Origin of the sequence: Parvibacter caecicola (assembly GCF_003725335.1) — a bacterium.
In the GTDB taxonomy this organism is placed as follows: domain Bacteria; phylum Actinomycetota; class Coriobacteriia; order Coriobacteriales; family Eggerthellaceae; genus Parvibacter; species Parvibacter caecicola.
This window is the reverse complement of the sequence record NZ_QIBY01000002.1, coordinates 96,512-110,090: the sequence shown is the minus strand read 5'-3', so window position 1 is coordinate 110,090 and position 13,579 is coordinate 96,512. Positions and strand designations below refer to the sequence as shown.

Below are 13,579 nucleotides of genomic sequence, written 5' to 3'. Positions count from 1 at the left end.
GCTCAGAAGCCGGGCGCTTTGTGAGTGAGTTGCGCGTTTACCCCCAGCGATATTCCACCCCCATAGTGGGGCCGGGATAGCGCCAGTAATCCAAGATGGTGTCGCTGCAGATGATGCGGCAGGTGCCGCACTCGAGGCATCCGGCATAATCGAAGGAGGGGCGACCCTCTTCGTCGCGGCGGTACAGAGCGGCGGGGCAGGCAATAATCAGCTTGTCGAATTCCTCCTGGAAATTGGGGCATTCCGCTTCGTTCTTTAAGCGGATGTGGGCGTTCTCTTCGTCCACTTCGTAGCGGTTGAGCGATAGCTTCTCGTCTACGTTCACGTCGATTGGGTCGATCATAGGGCCTTCATCCCTCCCATCGCGTCTTTGAGCACCGTGGTCACGCCCACTTCTTTAACCGGATTCATGATCTTCTTCTTAAGGGGGTCGGCAGGCTTGCCGTCAACCACGAACATGCTGTTCATTATTTCTTTCACCATCGCGGGGTACTCCTTGAAGATGCGGGTTGTGCTCTCCATGAAATGGGGGAAGCGGCGATACTGCTTAAGCTCCCGCAAAACGAAGGAGTTTTCCAGAAGATCCACGTAGCGATGCAGGGACGCCTCGTCCACAGAGCCGGCGTCCAGCGCCTCGACGGCCGCCTGGGCGGCCATTTGGCCGGAGGCGACGGCGAAGTCCATACCGCGCACGCAGTAGCCCAAGTTCATGCAGAGCATAGCGGCATCGCCCGTGACCATGCAGCCGTTGGCCACCAGTTTGGGGACCATGGCATAGCCGCCTTCGGACACCATGTGCCCGGAGTACTCCACTACCTTGCCTCCGCGTACAAGCGGAGCCACTGCCGGGTGCTTCTTGAAGTCTTCCATCATCTGGTAAATGGGGCGGGTTGCGCCTGTCAGATCGGAGATGGTGGCCACAAGTCCGAGCGATATGGAGTCTTTGTTCGTGTACATGAAGCCACCGCCGATGTGGCCATGGGTGGCATCGCCGGCGAACAGCCAAGCGGCGCCCTCGCCGGGGTTGCAGAGGAAGCGGTCTTCGATAACACCGGAAGGCAGCTCGATGAGTTCTTTCACCCCAACGGCTATCTCGGAGGGCTTGGGCTTCTTTGCCCCAACGGCTTTGGCGGTGAGCAGCGAGTTCACGCCGTCTGCCAGAATGGTGATATCGGCAGTCAAAGAATCTTCGCCGGCGATAACGCCCTTAACGGAATCGCCCTCCATGATGAGGTCTTCAACGGGAATGCCGTAGATGATCTCGGCGCCCGCCTCCTCCGCCTGCTCCGCTAGCCACTGATCGTAGACGGCGGAAAGGACGGAATAGGAGTCCTGGCCTTCTTGCTTGAGCGCCTTCGACGTGAAGTCGATGGTGAAGTTCGCCTCGGGATCCATGAGCGAGATGCGTTCATGGGTGATGCGCCGCTCCACCGGGGAATCTTGCTCGAAGTTTGGAAAAACTTTTTTCAGGGAGTGGGAATAAATGCGGCCGCCTGTCATATTTTTGGCGCCGGCGTAATTGCCGCGCTCTACCACCAGCACGCTCTTGCCGGCTTTTGCCAACTCGTAGGCGGCCACGGTGCCGGCGTATCCAGCTCCCACCACAATAACATCGAAATCAGCCATAAGAGTTCGCCGCCTTTAGCTCAGCTTTGCATTGATCTTCGGCAGAACGTTGTTGATGGCGCCTACGAGGCCGTAATCAACTTTGTCGAAGATGGGGGCATGGGCATCTTTGTTGATGGCGAAGGCCACGTGGGCCCGATCGACGCCAACCATGTGCTGCATTTGGCCGGATACGCCGATGCCCACATACACCTCCGGCGAGAGCATAAGCCCGGATATGCCGATATAGGCCTCGCGGGGGAACCAGTCTTCGGTCTCGGTAAGGGGACGGGTGCAGCCCAGTTCGGCGCCGATGGCCTTGCAGAACGTCCGAGCCTCTTCCAGTTCTTCTTCGGAGCCAAAGCCGCGGCCGGCCGCCACTACCTTGTCGGCAGCGGTCAGATCAACTTCGGCGGGGGGCAGCGTTTCGCGCTCGACGCATTCCAGCGTCACGGCCGGGGCCACATACTCCACCGTTTCCACCACATCGGTGCCGGAGGGCTCGGCATCCTTGAAGGTGCCTGCGCCCGCCGAGCAGAATGCAACGGGGGTTACGCTTTTCGCGGTGCGCTCGGCAATGCCGCCGAAATAGCGGGTCTGTACGCTTTCCTCGTCGATGGCGGAAATATCGGTCATGACCGATGCTCCGTTGTGGGCGGCTAAGCGCCCCACGAGCGCTTTCAAACGCCGAGTGGGCTCAAAGAACACCATCTGCGGGTCTTCGTCGGCAAGGATCTTTGCAAAGGTGTCGAAGGCGGCTTCCTTCGCCTGGCCCTCGGGCACCTCTACCACCAGGCACTTGTCTGCGATGCCCGTTACCGGGTCCGCGAAAGTAGCGTATACAACTTCATCGGCGTAGGCGCGGGCACCTGCGGCTAGTTCGCGGGCAGCCGCTTCGTTTTCAGCGATCACCAAAGTCTTCATAGCGGATTCTCCTTACATTACCTCGCGCAGAGCGGCCACAAATGCATCGATGGCTCCCTCATCGGCGGCGTCGAAGATCTGTTTTTTGCGGGGCGTTGGCACTGGCGCCAGAATTTCAACCGTTTCCACGGTGGGGGCGGCGATACCGCCCAGCTCTTCGGCGGTGAACTCCACAACCGGCTTCTTACCGGCCGCCAGCACGTCTTTCATGCCGGCGATGCGGGGGAGTGCTACTTCCGGAGCCACGCTTACCACGGCGGGCAGAGGCATGCGGATGGACTCGCGTTCGGTTTCGAGTATACGGGCTACGGTGACGGTGGCACCATCGGTGTCCAATGCAGTGCCGCCGTTAATGGCCGGCCATCCTAATGCCTCGGCAGTTTGAACATCGACTTGCTGGGCATACAGATCGGCAGACCCATCGCCGGCTATCACCAAGTCCACATCCCCGATTTTCTGTATCATGGCCGCCAAGATGCGCCCTGTTTGGTAGGCATCGGCCAGCTCAAGGCCGTCGTCGGTCAGCATGTACAGCTCGTCTACCCCGCGGGAGAGAATGTTTTTGCGGGTTTTGCTGTCGTTGATGGACTTGGGGCCGCAGGTGACAGCTACCAGTTGGGCATCGGCCTTTGCGGCCAATTGGGCCGCCGCCTCAATGGCGTTCAGGTCGTAGGTGCTCACGGTGCTCTTGGCGCGGCTGAAGTCTAGCGTTCGGTCTCCTTTGACCTGGATGTCTTGGTCATCCGGGAGAATTTTCACAAGCACTGCAATTTTCATAGGAATCCTTCCCGGTCGCCTGCGTGGCGACCTTTTCACGGGGGCCATCTTCTTTGGGACGAGCCCCGGCAGGCTGGGGGCGAAAGGATGCGCGCGGACGACATCCCTTCGCCGACCTCAAGCAGTTAGAGCAGATCCGACGCGTATTTCTTAACGATTTCGCGGCCTGCAATATGCACCATGATCTCCTCGGTGCCGCCAGCGAAGGAGTCGCCGCGGGCATCGATCCAGATGCGGCCGATCTTGCTCTCGGTGGTGTAGCCCAAACCGCCGATGATCTGCATGGCATCGGAGGCCACTTCGGTGGCGGTGGTGGACAGGTAACGCTTGCAAAGGGCGCTGTCCAACCGCACCGGAATGCCGTTGTCGAACTCCCAGGCGGTCTTGTAGAGCATGTTGCGCATGTTCTGGCACTTGATTTCCATGTCCGTCAGCTTCTCGGCGATCAGCTGATGCTTGAACAGCTTCTGACCGAAGGTCACACGCTGGGCGGCGTAGCGAGCGGCTTCTTCCAAGGCCGCCTGGGCAAGGCCGAGGCTGTGGGCGGAAAGCATGATGCGCTCGATCTCGAAGTTGTGCATCAGCTGCTTGAAGCCCTTGCCCTTTTCGCCCAGCAGATCGGACTGGGGAACCACTACGTTGTCGAAATACACTTCGTCAAAGTTGGTGCTGGTCTGGCCGATCTTGTGCAGTGGCGCCATGGTAATGCCCGGGGTGTCCTTGGGAACCAGGAACATTGAGTAGGACTTGTTGTCGTGGGACGGATCTTCGTCTTTGCCGATGAACATGATGTAGGGTGCGGTTTCCGCATGGCTCACCATGGTCTTGGCGCCGTTCAGCACGCAGGTGCCGTTCTCGTCGTCCCAATGGACGGTGGCGGTCATGGATTGGTTGTCGGAGCCAGCGCCGGGCTCGGAAAGAGCCAGCGAGAAGCACTGCTGGCCGGTCTCGTTGTAGGCCTCCATGCCCTTTGCCACCTGCTCGGGGGTGCCGAACGTGGCCAGGTCGTACATCGAAAGCCCGTAGGACATGAACGGCATGGTGGCGCTAGTGGTGCGCATGAGCTCTTCTACCACCATGGCCAGGGTCTGGGCGTCAGAGGGGATTCCGCCGTATTCCTCGGGGATGAACATGTAGCCAAAACCGGCTTCCAAGTAAGCCTTGCATACCTCGTCGTCAACGCGGCGCTTGTCGTACCAATCCTGGATGCGCTCTTCGGTCACCCAGCGGTCGCAGAACTCGCGCAGGTTTTCCAGCATTAGCTCTTGCTCGTCAGTTTTCGTGAAATCCATGGTCATCTCTTTCTCTTTGGGGGCGTTTGGGCGCCCGTTTTACAATCCTTGTCGGTGTTGCTTACTCAAATGATTTCCCGTGCTGCTCATAGGCCTGCAGCGCCAGCTTGTCCGGCTTGCCCATGGCGGTATGGGGGATAGCGCCTATGAATTCCACGTACTTCGGGCATTTATAGGCAATAAGGTATTCGTGGCAGTAGTCGATAAGCTCTTGGGGCTCCATCGTCTCGCCGGGTTTCAGTACGGCAAACGTCTTGGGGCGCTCGCCAGCCGCCTCATCGGCCACGCCAATGGTGCAGGCATCGGCGATCTTCGGGTGGAGTGTGGCCGTTTCGTCTATTTCCCGCGGGAATACCGAGAAACCGTTTACATTGATCATGTCTTTGATGCGTCCGGCTATGGTCAGGTACCCTTGGTCGTCAAACGATCCGATATCGCCGCTGTAGAGCCAGCCTTCGCGGAAGGTTGCCTGGGTTTCGGGGGTTCCGTGCAGGTAGGCGCCGATTATCTGGGGGCCGCGGAATATAACTTCGCCCGTCTGGGAGGCAGCCATAGGCACGGTGCCCGTTTCTTCGTCCACGACCAGTATGTCGGTGTTCGCCACCGGGATGCCCACGGTGCCCTCGGGCGCTCCTTTGAGCACGGGGGTGAGGGTTACGGGGCCGGCGGTCTCGCTCATGCCGTAGTCCTCGACGATGGCGGCGGGGCAGACGGCCGCGAAGCGCCGGGCGATGTCCGGTGCCGTCACCGTGCAGCTCACCACTACCACCGCAAGGGAGGCGAGGTCGAAGCGCTCGCCCGCGCCGCTGGCCACCATCTCCCGCAGAAGGCGAGGGACGGCGCCCCAAACAGTGGGGCGCCGGGTCTCGATGAGCTGGGCCAGGTAGGTGCTATCCAGATGCCGGGTCAGCACCACTGCGCCACCGATCACCACGCCCCAGTTCACTCCGAAGTTCAGTCCGTAGGCATGCACCATGGGGCTTGTGAGCAGGCTGATCATCTCGCGCTCGCCCTGAAGCCGTGGCCGCAGATCGGCATAGAAGAAGTACTGGGCCCAAAGCAGGTTCGCATGGGTGAGGGGGCATCCTTTCGGAATGCCGGTGGTGCCGCCGGTGTGGATGATAACCGCCACATCGTCGGGAGTCACGTTTGCGTGGGGCTCATCGGCCGTTCCCTCCTCTAGGAAACGGGGGAAGGGGATTGCCGCTGCCAGCGGTGCCGACGCGTCTTCGTGGGTGCCCGTTGTATCGTCGACCGCCACGAGCGGCATCGCGTCGCAACGATTCCCAAGCGCGTCTTGCACTTTGGCGCCGCAGCAGATGGGAAAAACAAAGGCTGCGGGGTTGCAATCTTGGACGAGCCGGGCAATTTCGGCAGCCGTAGAGCGGGGGTTGATGCCCACTGCCACTGCGCCAAGCTTGTAGCAGGCCATATATCCCCAAATCAGCTCGGGAATATCGCCCAGCATGATGAAGACCGTCCGTCCATGCTCTACACCATGGGCCGCCAGGGCGTTGGCGAGGCGGCAGGCTATGGCATTGCTTTGGGCGAAGGTGAACGTGCGGTCTTCATCGTAAATGTGCACGTCGTTTTGACGCCGCGCGGTTGTGGCTAAAATACAGTCTTTCAAGGTTACAGAGGGCAGTGCGATGGTACCGGGCACGCCTTCATCGGCCGCCTTCGCCCACAAAGGACGCAGGTGTGCAAGAGCCGCTTCAAAGGATTTGCCATCCCGGTCGTTAAACATCACAGCCTCCCTTCCTCGCATAGTTGGTCGCGTAACAGCAATCTAGCTGCTTGGAGCTGCCTTTGGCCTACTTGACCTCCGGATGCTTCTCGGCCCATGCCCACAGGCCCTTGCGGGTTTGCAGCGAAGCCAGCAGCACTACCAGCGCCAGCGCGCCGATCACCATGTCGATGATGAATGCGCCGCTGTACGAACCGGTGATGTCGTAGATCCAGCCCCAGAAGGTGGAGCCAACGGCAGCTGCCAGCGGCATAACCACGGCGACGTAGGTGAAGATACGGTCGTAGGAAATATTGCCGAACAGTTTGCGGGCCACTTGAGGCACGTTGGTGGGCTGTACTGCGAAGAAGATGCCGAAGCATACCGCTCCAAAGTAAAGCCACGCTACGTTATCGGCACCGAAGAGCATCATGCAGGCGAGGCCGATGATCATAGGCACGATGCCCACGATATTGGAAAGCACGATGGAGTAGTCGTTCAGGAACCCCAAGATAAGCTTGCCGAACAGAGACGAGAGCATGATGGTCGAGGCGATGAGAGCGCCAGTTGCGGCATCGTAGCCAATGGATGTGGTAAAGGAGGGGAAGAAGTAGTTCATGGTCAGGCCAATATTGGCCAGTCCTGCAAAGACGCAGCAAAGGATGAAAGTGGAAGGCTTCTTGAAGGCTTGCTTCAGGGTGATGCCCTCCTGCTGAGTCGGTTGCTCCTTGGCGGATGTTGCCGTAGTTGCTTCTGCCTCTTCCCAGCCCAGCGGCTTCAAGCCCTTGTCCTCAGGACGGCTGCGCACCACGAAGATGGCCAGCGGCAGGCAGATAACCAGCACTAGGATTGCCTGGTAAAGGTAGGCAGAACGCCATCCGGAGCTTTGGATGATGCCGGAGAACACCGGAGCCAGCAGGGTTCCGGAAATGGAAGTGCAGGCCATGCCTACGCCAATGAGCAGGCCATTGCGTTTCTTGAACCAGCGGCCCACCACAACAGGCACGATAAGCCAGAGCAGCCACGCGTTGCCAAGGCCCATCAGCACGCCTGCCACGTAGAACCATTCGATGGACTGGGCATTGGACATAATGAGCAATGCCACGCCCACCAAACCGCAGGCAACGGACAAGATGATGCGCAGATCAAGCTTCTGGAGTAACGGGCCTGCCCAGAAAAGGTTGGCAACGCAGGCAGTGGCGTAAACGAGCGTCATGTAAAAACCAACGTTGGCGCGGCCCACATCGAAAGCAGTGGCCACTGATTCGTAGTAGATGCTTGCAGTGTTGAAGGTAAAGGCGCAGGCCAAGAACATGCAGACGCAGACGGCGGCGTACACGAACCAGCCATAGTAGATGCCTTGCGACTTACCGGTTGCTTCAGTAGTCATTTCTCTCCTCTTTTCGCATGGAGGCTTTACGGAAAACTTTACCGAGAGAGTGTCAGATCGGGGTCGTTGCGAATGGCCCCCTCTTCGTACATCGTGGCAATCTCTTCGGGAGTAAAGCCGAGTTCGTCCAAGATTTCTTCGTTATGCTGGCCGAATGCCGGGCACGGAGCCCACACCTTGCCAGGGTTGTTCTTCATCTTGGGCAGTGGAGCTACTGCGCGAATCTTTGTCCCCTTTACAGATTCCCACTCCACAATGTCTTCGCGAGCCTGCACGTGGGGGTCTGCCTCCACATCGGCCCAAGTATTAATCCGGGATACGGGGATGTTGTGCTCGAGCATGATCTGCTCTGCCTCTTCCACGGTGCGGTCCGCCAGCCACTCTTCAAGGGCTTTGAGGAAAATTTGGCCGCAGGGCTTCTCGATGCTCCAGGTGGCCGAGCCTTCGGGGAACACGTCATCACCGTAAGGCAGCCCTAGCAGCTCGTTGCCGCGCTTCATGACGCCCGAGCCGTTAAAGCAGCAGAAGATATAGCCATCTTTGCACTCGTAGGTGCCCCACCCTGCGTTGACGTTCTGCTCGCCAGCAGTGGGGAAGGTGCGGTGGTTGGTGAACCAGTCGATGCCGTAGATGCTCGTGCGCATCATGTACTCGTATTGGGTTGCATCGATGCTTTCGCCTTCGCCGGTCTCGCGAGCATGGTGCCAGGCGGCCAAAAGCGCGATGGCAGTGTAGAGGGCGGTAGTGTAGTCGCTTGCGAACTGTCCTACCGCATAAGGCGGTGTCATCGGGTTGCGGTTTTCGTTCATGTAGCCAGAGAAAGCTTGGCCGATGGCATCGAAAGAAGGACGCTTCACATAGTCGGGGATGCCCGTTTGGCCGAATCCGGATACGTGACCGATAACCAATTTGGGATTGCGCTCCCAAAGCACTTCATCGGACATGTCCAGTTTGTCGAATTGACCGCCCTTGGAAGACTCGATGAAGATGTCAGCATCTTCGATGAGCCTAAGCAGTGCCTCGCGGCCCATGGGATGCCTGAGCTTCAATGCGATGTTGCGGCAGTTGCGTCGTTCGCCTTCACACTGCCAGTTGGGGGTGCCTCGGGTAAAGTCCGGCATGTCGGCGTTCTCCACCCAGACCACATCGGCACCGTACTCGCCGAAAATGGTGGCGATGAACGGACCCGCTAGCGAAGACGACGCGCTCACCACCTTGAGGTCGGACAGGAGACCGAAGTCGGGTTTGTTTTTATTCTTCCACATCTCCTTAGTTCCTTTCGTGGATTGACCTATAACCCCGTGGGGCCGCGGTTCCCCGTCGGGCGCAACTGCATTGTGCTCTGCCAAACAATTTGAGAGTCAATGGGTCATTTTTGTGTTGTTGCCGGACTGCAGGAAAGATGTGTTGTGGTTGTTAGATGGCCTGATGTTGCTAGGAGGCGCCCGAGTAATCCCGTTTCCAAGATGTTGCGTCATCGCTTGAAAAACTCTACAAAGGTGACGAAAAAGGGCTTTAGGCTCTCCGAAAACCTTCAAATCCATATGAGAGTTTTGTGAATCGTTACGCTCTTTCTACTAGCCAATTGTGCTCACAGGCGCCACACATCTCAGCCCATTTTTCGAAGTTTCGGTGCGTCCCGTAGAAACTGCTAAGTTTGCTCGCGCTTGTTTTTCTTCATGTTGCCATTGGGCAGCTCTGGGTCCTGGGGGCCAACTTCCTTAACGCTGCCTTCTCAAGAAGGGCTTTGTACCTGAGGTGTCAAACACTTTTGGCATCGCTCTGGACGGAATTGGGGCTGGGTGCCAAAGCCTTTTGATGGTACTTTCTTCTCCGATAGGCAATCCTGGTCACGAAAGGTTGGACGGGTGGAAATCGGAAATCGGCTGAAAGGCCACCGCGAGCAACTGGGCATCTCCCAGGAAGAGTTAGCGGCCCGCATCTTTGTGACGCGGCAGACCATCTCAAACTGGGAGACGAATCGCACGTATCCCGATCTACACAGTCTGCTGCTTCTGAGTGAGCAGTTCGGCACGTCGATGGACGCCCTTGTGAAAGGGGACCTCGTGAAGATGGGAGAAAAGGTAGAAGACGGTTGGAAGAAGATGTCGCGCTTGGCCGCCATCGCCTGGGGCATGACCGGGGCGGGACTTGTGGCGCTGGCCGTGGGGTTGGTCGCTCCTACGGCCCAATCCTCCGTTGTGCCTGCTCTTTCAGAGGGCGGCGTGCTGGGCTTCACGGTGTTGCTGCTGCTGTGGGGCGGCGGGATGGCGCTGATGGGCCGCGTAGAGCGCATGAAGCGCGAAAACGATTTGGTCACCTACCGCGACATCTTGGCCTACTCCCGGGGGGAAGAGCCGCCGCGCCGCGGTGCCTCGTTTACTCGCGCCCATCCGCGCCTGGCCGTGGCTTTGAAAACAGCGGCAGGAATGGCGGTTGGCTTCGCGGCCGCCTATGCGGCGTGCCACGTTGCGAGCACTCTGCTGGGGCAGTGAAACCCGTGCAGCTTTTGAGAACGTAGGGCCGGCGCCGCGTACGGCGGTCGATATTTTCAGGAAGAAAGGAATTACCATGAGACTCACACAGCAAGGAGAGCGCTTCGATTTGGTCAGCTCTCAGGGTTCCGTGAACGTGCGGCAGGTTATCGTGGATCGCAAGACGGGGGTGAATTACCTGCTGGCCTCGTCGTCTTTGACTAGTGGTTGCGGTCTTACGGTTTTGGTGGATGCCGAGGGGAGGCCAATCGTCACGCCGGTGGATTAAAGGGAACTTGCTCTGCGTCTGCGCAGGTCAAGAGCTTGAAGGAGGCGGGGCTGTCGCGGGTGCGGCGGCTCCGCCTTTTGTTATGCGGTGCGGGCGGTGTGCAGGATGATGCCCTTCAGGATGTCGGATTCGCTGGCCGTGAAGTGCCAGGTTTGGGCGGCGCGCAGCAGTTCCTGCAGAATGACCATGCCCGCCACGATGACCGGCGCGCGGCCCGGGTCGAGCCCCACCACTTCGCGCCGTTGGGCCAAAGGCACGTCCAGCTTGCGGAACACCGCTCCCAGCTCGTCGCCGGTAACGGGGGAGAGGTGCACCTTCTCGGAGTTGTACACCGCCATCTCGTCGCGCACTGAAACGGCCGTGGTGGCGGTGCCGGCCACGCATATCAGCTGGTCGAACGCCATGCCCTCGGCCAGCCAGCCGTCGAAGTAGGGCCCCCAGGTTTCGCGAATCCATTGACGCGCCGCCTCTATTTCGGCAGGGGAGGGTGGGTCGCTGTGGAAGAACCGCTCGGTAACACGGCGGCAGCCGATGTTGAAGGAGTGCAGGATGGAGGGGTTTTGCCCGGCGGCGCCATAGGCGATTTCGGTGGATCCGCCGCCGATGTCGGCCACCAAAATGGCCTGGCCGGGGAAATCGCTGGCGGCCCCCAGGAAAGACAGCGCCGCCTCTTCGGTGCCGGGAATGATGGAAAGCGGCAGCCCGCGCAGTGCCAAGCGCTCTTGGAACACGGCGCCGTTTTCGGCGTCTCGGGCGGCGGAAGTGGCCATTGTGGTAACGGTGATGGGGGCGCCTTCCGCCTCCAGGTTCCGCAAAACCGCCTGGTAGCGGTCGAGTGCGGCGCATACCCGGTCCATCGCCTCCGGCTTCAGGCGCCCGGTGGCATCCACGTCTTCACCCAGATTGCAAATGGCGTACTCCTTGGCCAGCTGGGTTATGCGTCCCTCGCTGTCCACATCTGCCACCAGCATTCGGCAGGTGACGGTTCCGATGTCGATGGCGGCGTAGCGCCCGGGATTGAAAGTGCCCATATGCGTCCTTTCGCTTTTCTTTGCCGCCAAGCATACCGTTAAAAACACCGTCGGCGGGGCTCTTTTCGGAAACGCAACCGAACGAAAAGAATCGCGCCAATTCGGCAACGGGGTGGTGTTGGAGCGGTGGCCGCTGGCAAGGTGCGTTGGGGGCCTGACGATACGGCCGGCGGCTTTCGCGAAGTCTTTTCACCCTTGAGGCAAAGTGGGCCGCGAGCGGGGAATTCCAGTGCTAAAATGGCGCAGTTTTAGAAATTCCCACGTAAGGAGAGCCCATGACGCGTCCCATGACTATGGCGGAGAAGATTCTGGCCGCCCATGCGGGATTGGACGAGGTGGTGCCGGGGCAGCTTATCGAGTGCGACCTCGACCTCGTGCTGGCCAATGATGTAACGGCCCCCATCGCCATCAAAACGGTGCGACAGATTACCGACAAGGTGTTCGACCCAGAGCGCGTTCTGCTGGTGCCCGACCATTACGTGCCTAACAAGGACATCAAGAGCGCCGAGCAGGCGAAGATCGTGCGCGACTTCGCCCGCGAGCAGGGCGTCACCCATTTTTACGAGGTGGGCTGCATGGGCGTGGAGCACGCCCTTCTGCCCGAGCAGGGCGTAGTGGGGGCCGGCGACCTCATCATCGGCGCCGACAGCCATACCTGCACCTACGGCGCGCTGGGGGCCTTCTCCACCGGCGTGGGCTCCACCGATGCCGGCGTGGGCATGGCCACCGGCAAGGCCTGGTTCAAGGTGCCCTCCACCATCCTGTTCAAAATCAACGGCAAGCTGAACCCCGGCGTCACCGGCAAGGACATCATCTTGCACATCATCGGCATGATCGGCGTGGACGGCGCGCTGTACCAGGCTATGGAATTCACCGGCGACGTGATTGCCAACCTGCCCATGGACGAACGCCTTTCCATTTCCAACATGGCCATCGAGGCGGGCGGCAAGGCGGGCCTCATCGAGGTGGACGACGTGACCCGCACCTACCTGGACGGCCGCGTGGAACGCCCCTACACCGAGTACCGTTCCGACCCGGATGCCGAGTACGCCCAGGTCATCGAAATTGACGGTGCCGACATTGTGCCTACCGTGGCCTTCCCGCACTTGCCTTCCAACACGCGCCCGGTGGCCGAGGCGCGCCACGTGAAGATTGACCAAGCGGTCATCGGCAGCTGCACTAACGGCCGGCTGGACGACATGCGCCAAGCGGCCGAGGTGCTGAAAGGGCGCAAGGTGCATCCGGATGTGCGCTGCATCATCATCCCCGCCACCCAGAAGGTGTACCGCCAGTGCATGGAAGAAGGCCTGATGGACATCTTCCTGGAGGCCAATTGCGCGGTTTCCACCCCCACCTGCGGCCCGTGCCTGGGCGGCTACATGGGCATCCTGGCCGCCGGCGAGCGCGCCATCGCCACCACCAACCGCAACTTCGTGGGCCGCATGGGCGACCCCACTTCCGAGGTTTACCTGTCGTCGCCGGCCGTGGCCGCCGCCAGCGCGGTGCTGGGCCACATCGGCCTTCCCGAAGACCTGGACTAAATTCGCCCGTACCCTGAAAGGACTGTCATGCAATTCAAAGGCAGCGCCCACCGCTACGGGCGCGACATCGACACCGACGTAATCATTCCGGCCCGCTACCTGACCACCTCCGACCCCGCCGAGCTGGCGAAACACTGCCTGGAGGATTTGGACACCCAGTTTGTGGAGAAGGTGCAGCCTGGCGACATTCTGGTGGCCGAGGAGAACTTCGGCTGCGGATCCTCCCGCGAACACGCCCCCATCGCCATCAAGGCGGCCGGCGTGGACGTGGTGATCGCCAAGAGCTTCGCCCGCATCTTCTACCGCAACGCCATCAACACCGGCCTTGCTATCATGGAGTGCCCGGCCGCGGTGGACGCCATCGGCCAAGGGGACGTGGTGAGCGTGGACACCGAAACCGGCACCATCGTGGACGAGACCACCGGCCAAACTTTCACGGCGCAGCCGTTCCCGCCCTTCATCGCCGAGATCATCGAGGCGGGCGGCCTGGTGAACCGCTGGAAGAACAAGTTGGGCCAACAGTAGTTTTA

General features: G+C 60.0%; 13 protein-coding genes. 4 read left to right on the top strand and 9 right to left on the bottom strand.

Annotation, left to right across the window (positions count from 1 at the left end; genetic code table 11):
• Window positions 1-37: 37 nt before the first annotated feature.
• From DMP11_RS02490 to DMP11_RS02455, 8 genes are all read right to left on the bottom strand, one after another.
• A complete protein-coding gene (locus DMP11_RS02490; RefSeq protein ID WP_123184926.1) occupies window positions 38-343 on the bottom strand; it encodes a ferredoxin family protein in 306 nt (101 codons plus the stop codon).
• Window positions 340-1,626 (bottom strand): FAD-dependent oxidoreductase, encoded by a 1,287-nt coding sequence (locus DMP11_RS02485; protein ID WP_123184925.1) that lies wholly within the window; start codon window positions 1,624-1,626, stop codon window positions 340-342. The genes DMP11_RS02490 and DMP11_RS02485 overlap by 4 nt, the downstream gene beginning before the upstream one ends.
• 15 nt (window positions 1,627-1,641) lie before the next feature.
• On the bottom strand, window positions 1,642-2,529 hold the full coding sequence (locus tag DMP11_RS02480) for an electron transfer flavoprotein subunit alpha/FixB family protein (protein WP_123184924.1): 888 nt from the start codon (window positions 2,527-2,529) through the stop codon (window positions 1,642-1,644).
• A gap of 12 nt (window positions 2,530-2,541) precedes the next feature.
• Window positions 2,542-3,306 carry a putative electron transfer flavoprotein FixA gene (gene fixA, locus DMP11_RS02475; protein ID WP_123184923.1) on the bottom strand — a complete coding sequence of 255 codons (765 nt, stop codon included), beginning with the start codon at window positions 3,304-3,306 and terminating at the stop codon, window positions 2,542-2,544.
• Window positions 3,307-3,431: 125 nt separating this feature from the next.
• Complete coding sequence (locus tag DMP11_RS02470; RefSeq protein WP_123185049.1) at window positions 3,432-4,598, bottom strand: acyl-CoA dehydrogenase family protein; 1,167 nt, start codon at window positions 4,596-4,598, stop codon at window positions 3,432-3,434.
• A gap of 61 nt (window positions 4,599-4,659) precedes the next feature.
• Window positions 4,660-6,345 carry a class I adenylate-forming enzyme family protein gene (locus tag DMP11_RS02465; RefSeq protein WP_161555267.1) on the bottom strand — a complete coding sequence of 562 codons (1,686 nt, stop codon included), beginning with the start codon at window positions 6,343-6,345 and terminating at the stop codon, window positions 4,660-4,662.
• A 67-nt stretch (window positions 6,346-6,412) separates the two neighbouring features.
• The gene (locus DMP11_RS02460) at window positions 6,413-7,714 is read right to left on the bottom strand and encodes an MFS transporter (protein WP_123184921.1); all 1,302 of its coding nucleotides are present in this window, start codon (window positions 7,712-7,714) and stop codon (window positions 6,413-6,415) included.
• 38 nt (window positions 7,715-7,752) lie between these two features.
• Window positions 7,753-8,979 carry a CoA transferase gene (locus tag DMP11_RS02455; RefSeq protein ID WP_123184920.1) on the bottom strand — a complete coding sequence of 409 codons (1,227 nt, stop codon included), beginning with the start codon at window positions 8,977-8,979 and terminating at the stop codon, window positions 7,753-7,755.
• A 603-nt stretch (window positions 8,980-9,582) separates the two neighbouring features.
• Between DMP11_RS02455 and DMP11_RS02450 the strand changes: the two genes are divergently transcribed.
• Window positions 9,583-10,209, top strand: a complete 627-nt coding sequence (locus DMP11_RS02450) for a helix-turn-helix transcriptional regulator (protein WP_161555266.1) — start codon at window positions 9,583-9,585, stop codon at window positions 10,207-10,209.
• Between the two features lie 76 nt (window positions 10,210-10,285).
• Window positions 10,286-10,477 (top strand): DUF6440 family protein, encoded by a 192-nt coding sequence (locus DMP11_RS02445; protein ID WP_123184918.1) that lies wholly within the window; start codon window positions 10,286-10,288, stop codon window positions 10,475-10,477.
• A gap of 80 nt (window positions 10,478-10,557) precedes the next feature.
• Here the strand turns inward: DMP11_RS02445 and DMP11_RS02440 are convergent, their stop codons facing one another.
• The gene (locus DMP11_RS02440) at window positions 10,558-11,508 is read right to left on the bottom strand and encodes a Ppx/GppA phosphatase family protein (RefSeq protein WP_123184917.1); all 951 of its coding nucleotides are present in this window, start codon (window positions 11,506-11,508) and stop codon (window positions 10,558-10,560) included.
• A 275-nt stretch (window positions 11,509-11,783) separates the two neighbouring features.
• On the opposite strand from DMP11_RS02440, the gene leuC reads away from it, so the two are divergent.
• Complete coding sequence (leuC, locus tag DMP11_RS02435) at window positions 11,784-13,049, top strand: 3-isopropylmalate dehydratase large subunit (protein WP_123184916.1); 1,266 nt, start codon at window positions 11,784-11,786, stop codon at window positions 13,047-13,049.
• A gap of 27 nt (window positions 13,050-13,076) precedes the next feature.
• Window positions 13,077-13,574 carry a 3-isopropylmalate dehydratase small subunit gene (locus tag DMP11_RS02430; protein ID WP_123184915.1) on the top strand — a complete coding sequence of 166 codons (498 nt, stop codon included), beginning with the start codon at window positions 13,077-13,079 and terminating at the stop codon, window positions 13,572-13,574.
• Window positions 13,575-13,579 lie beyond the last annotated feature (5 nt).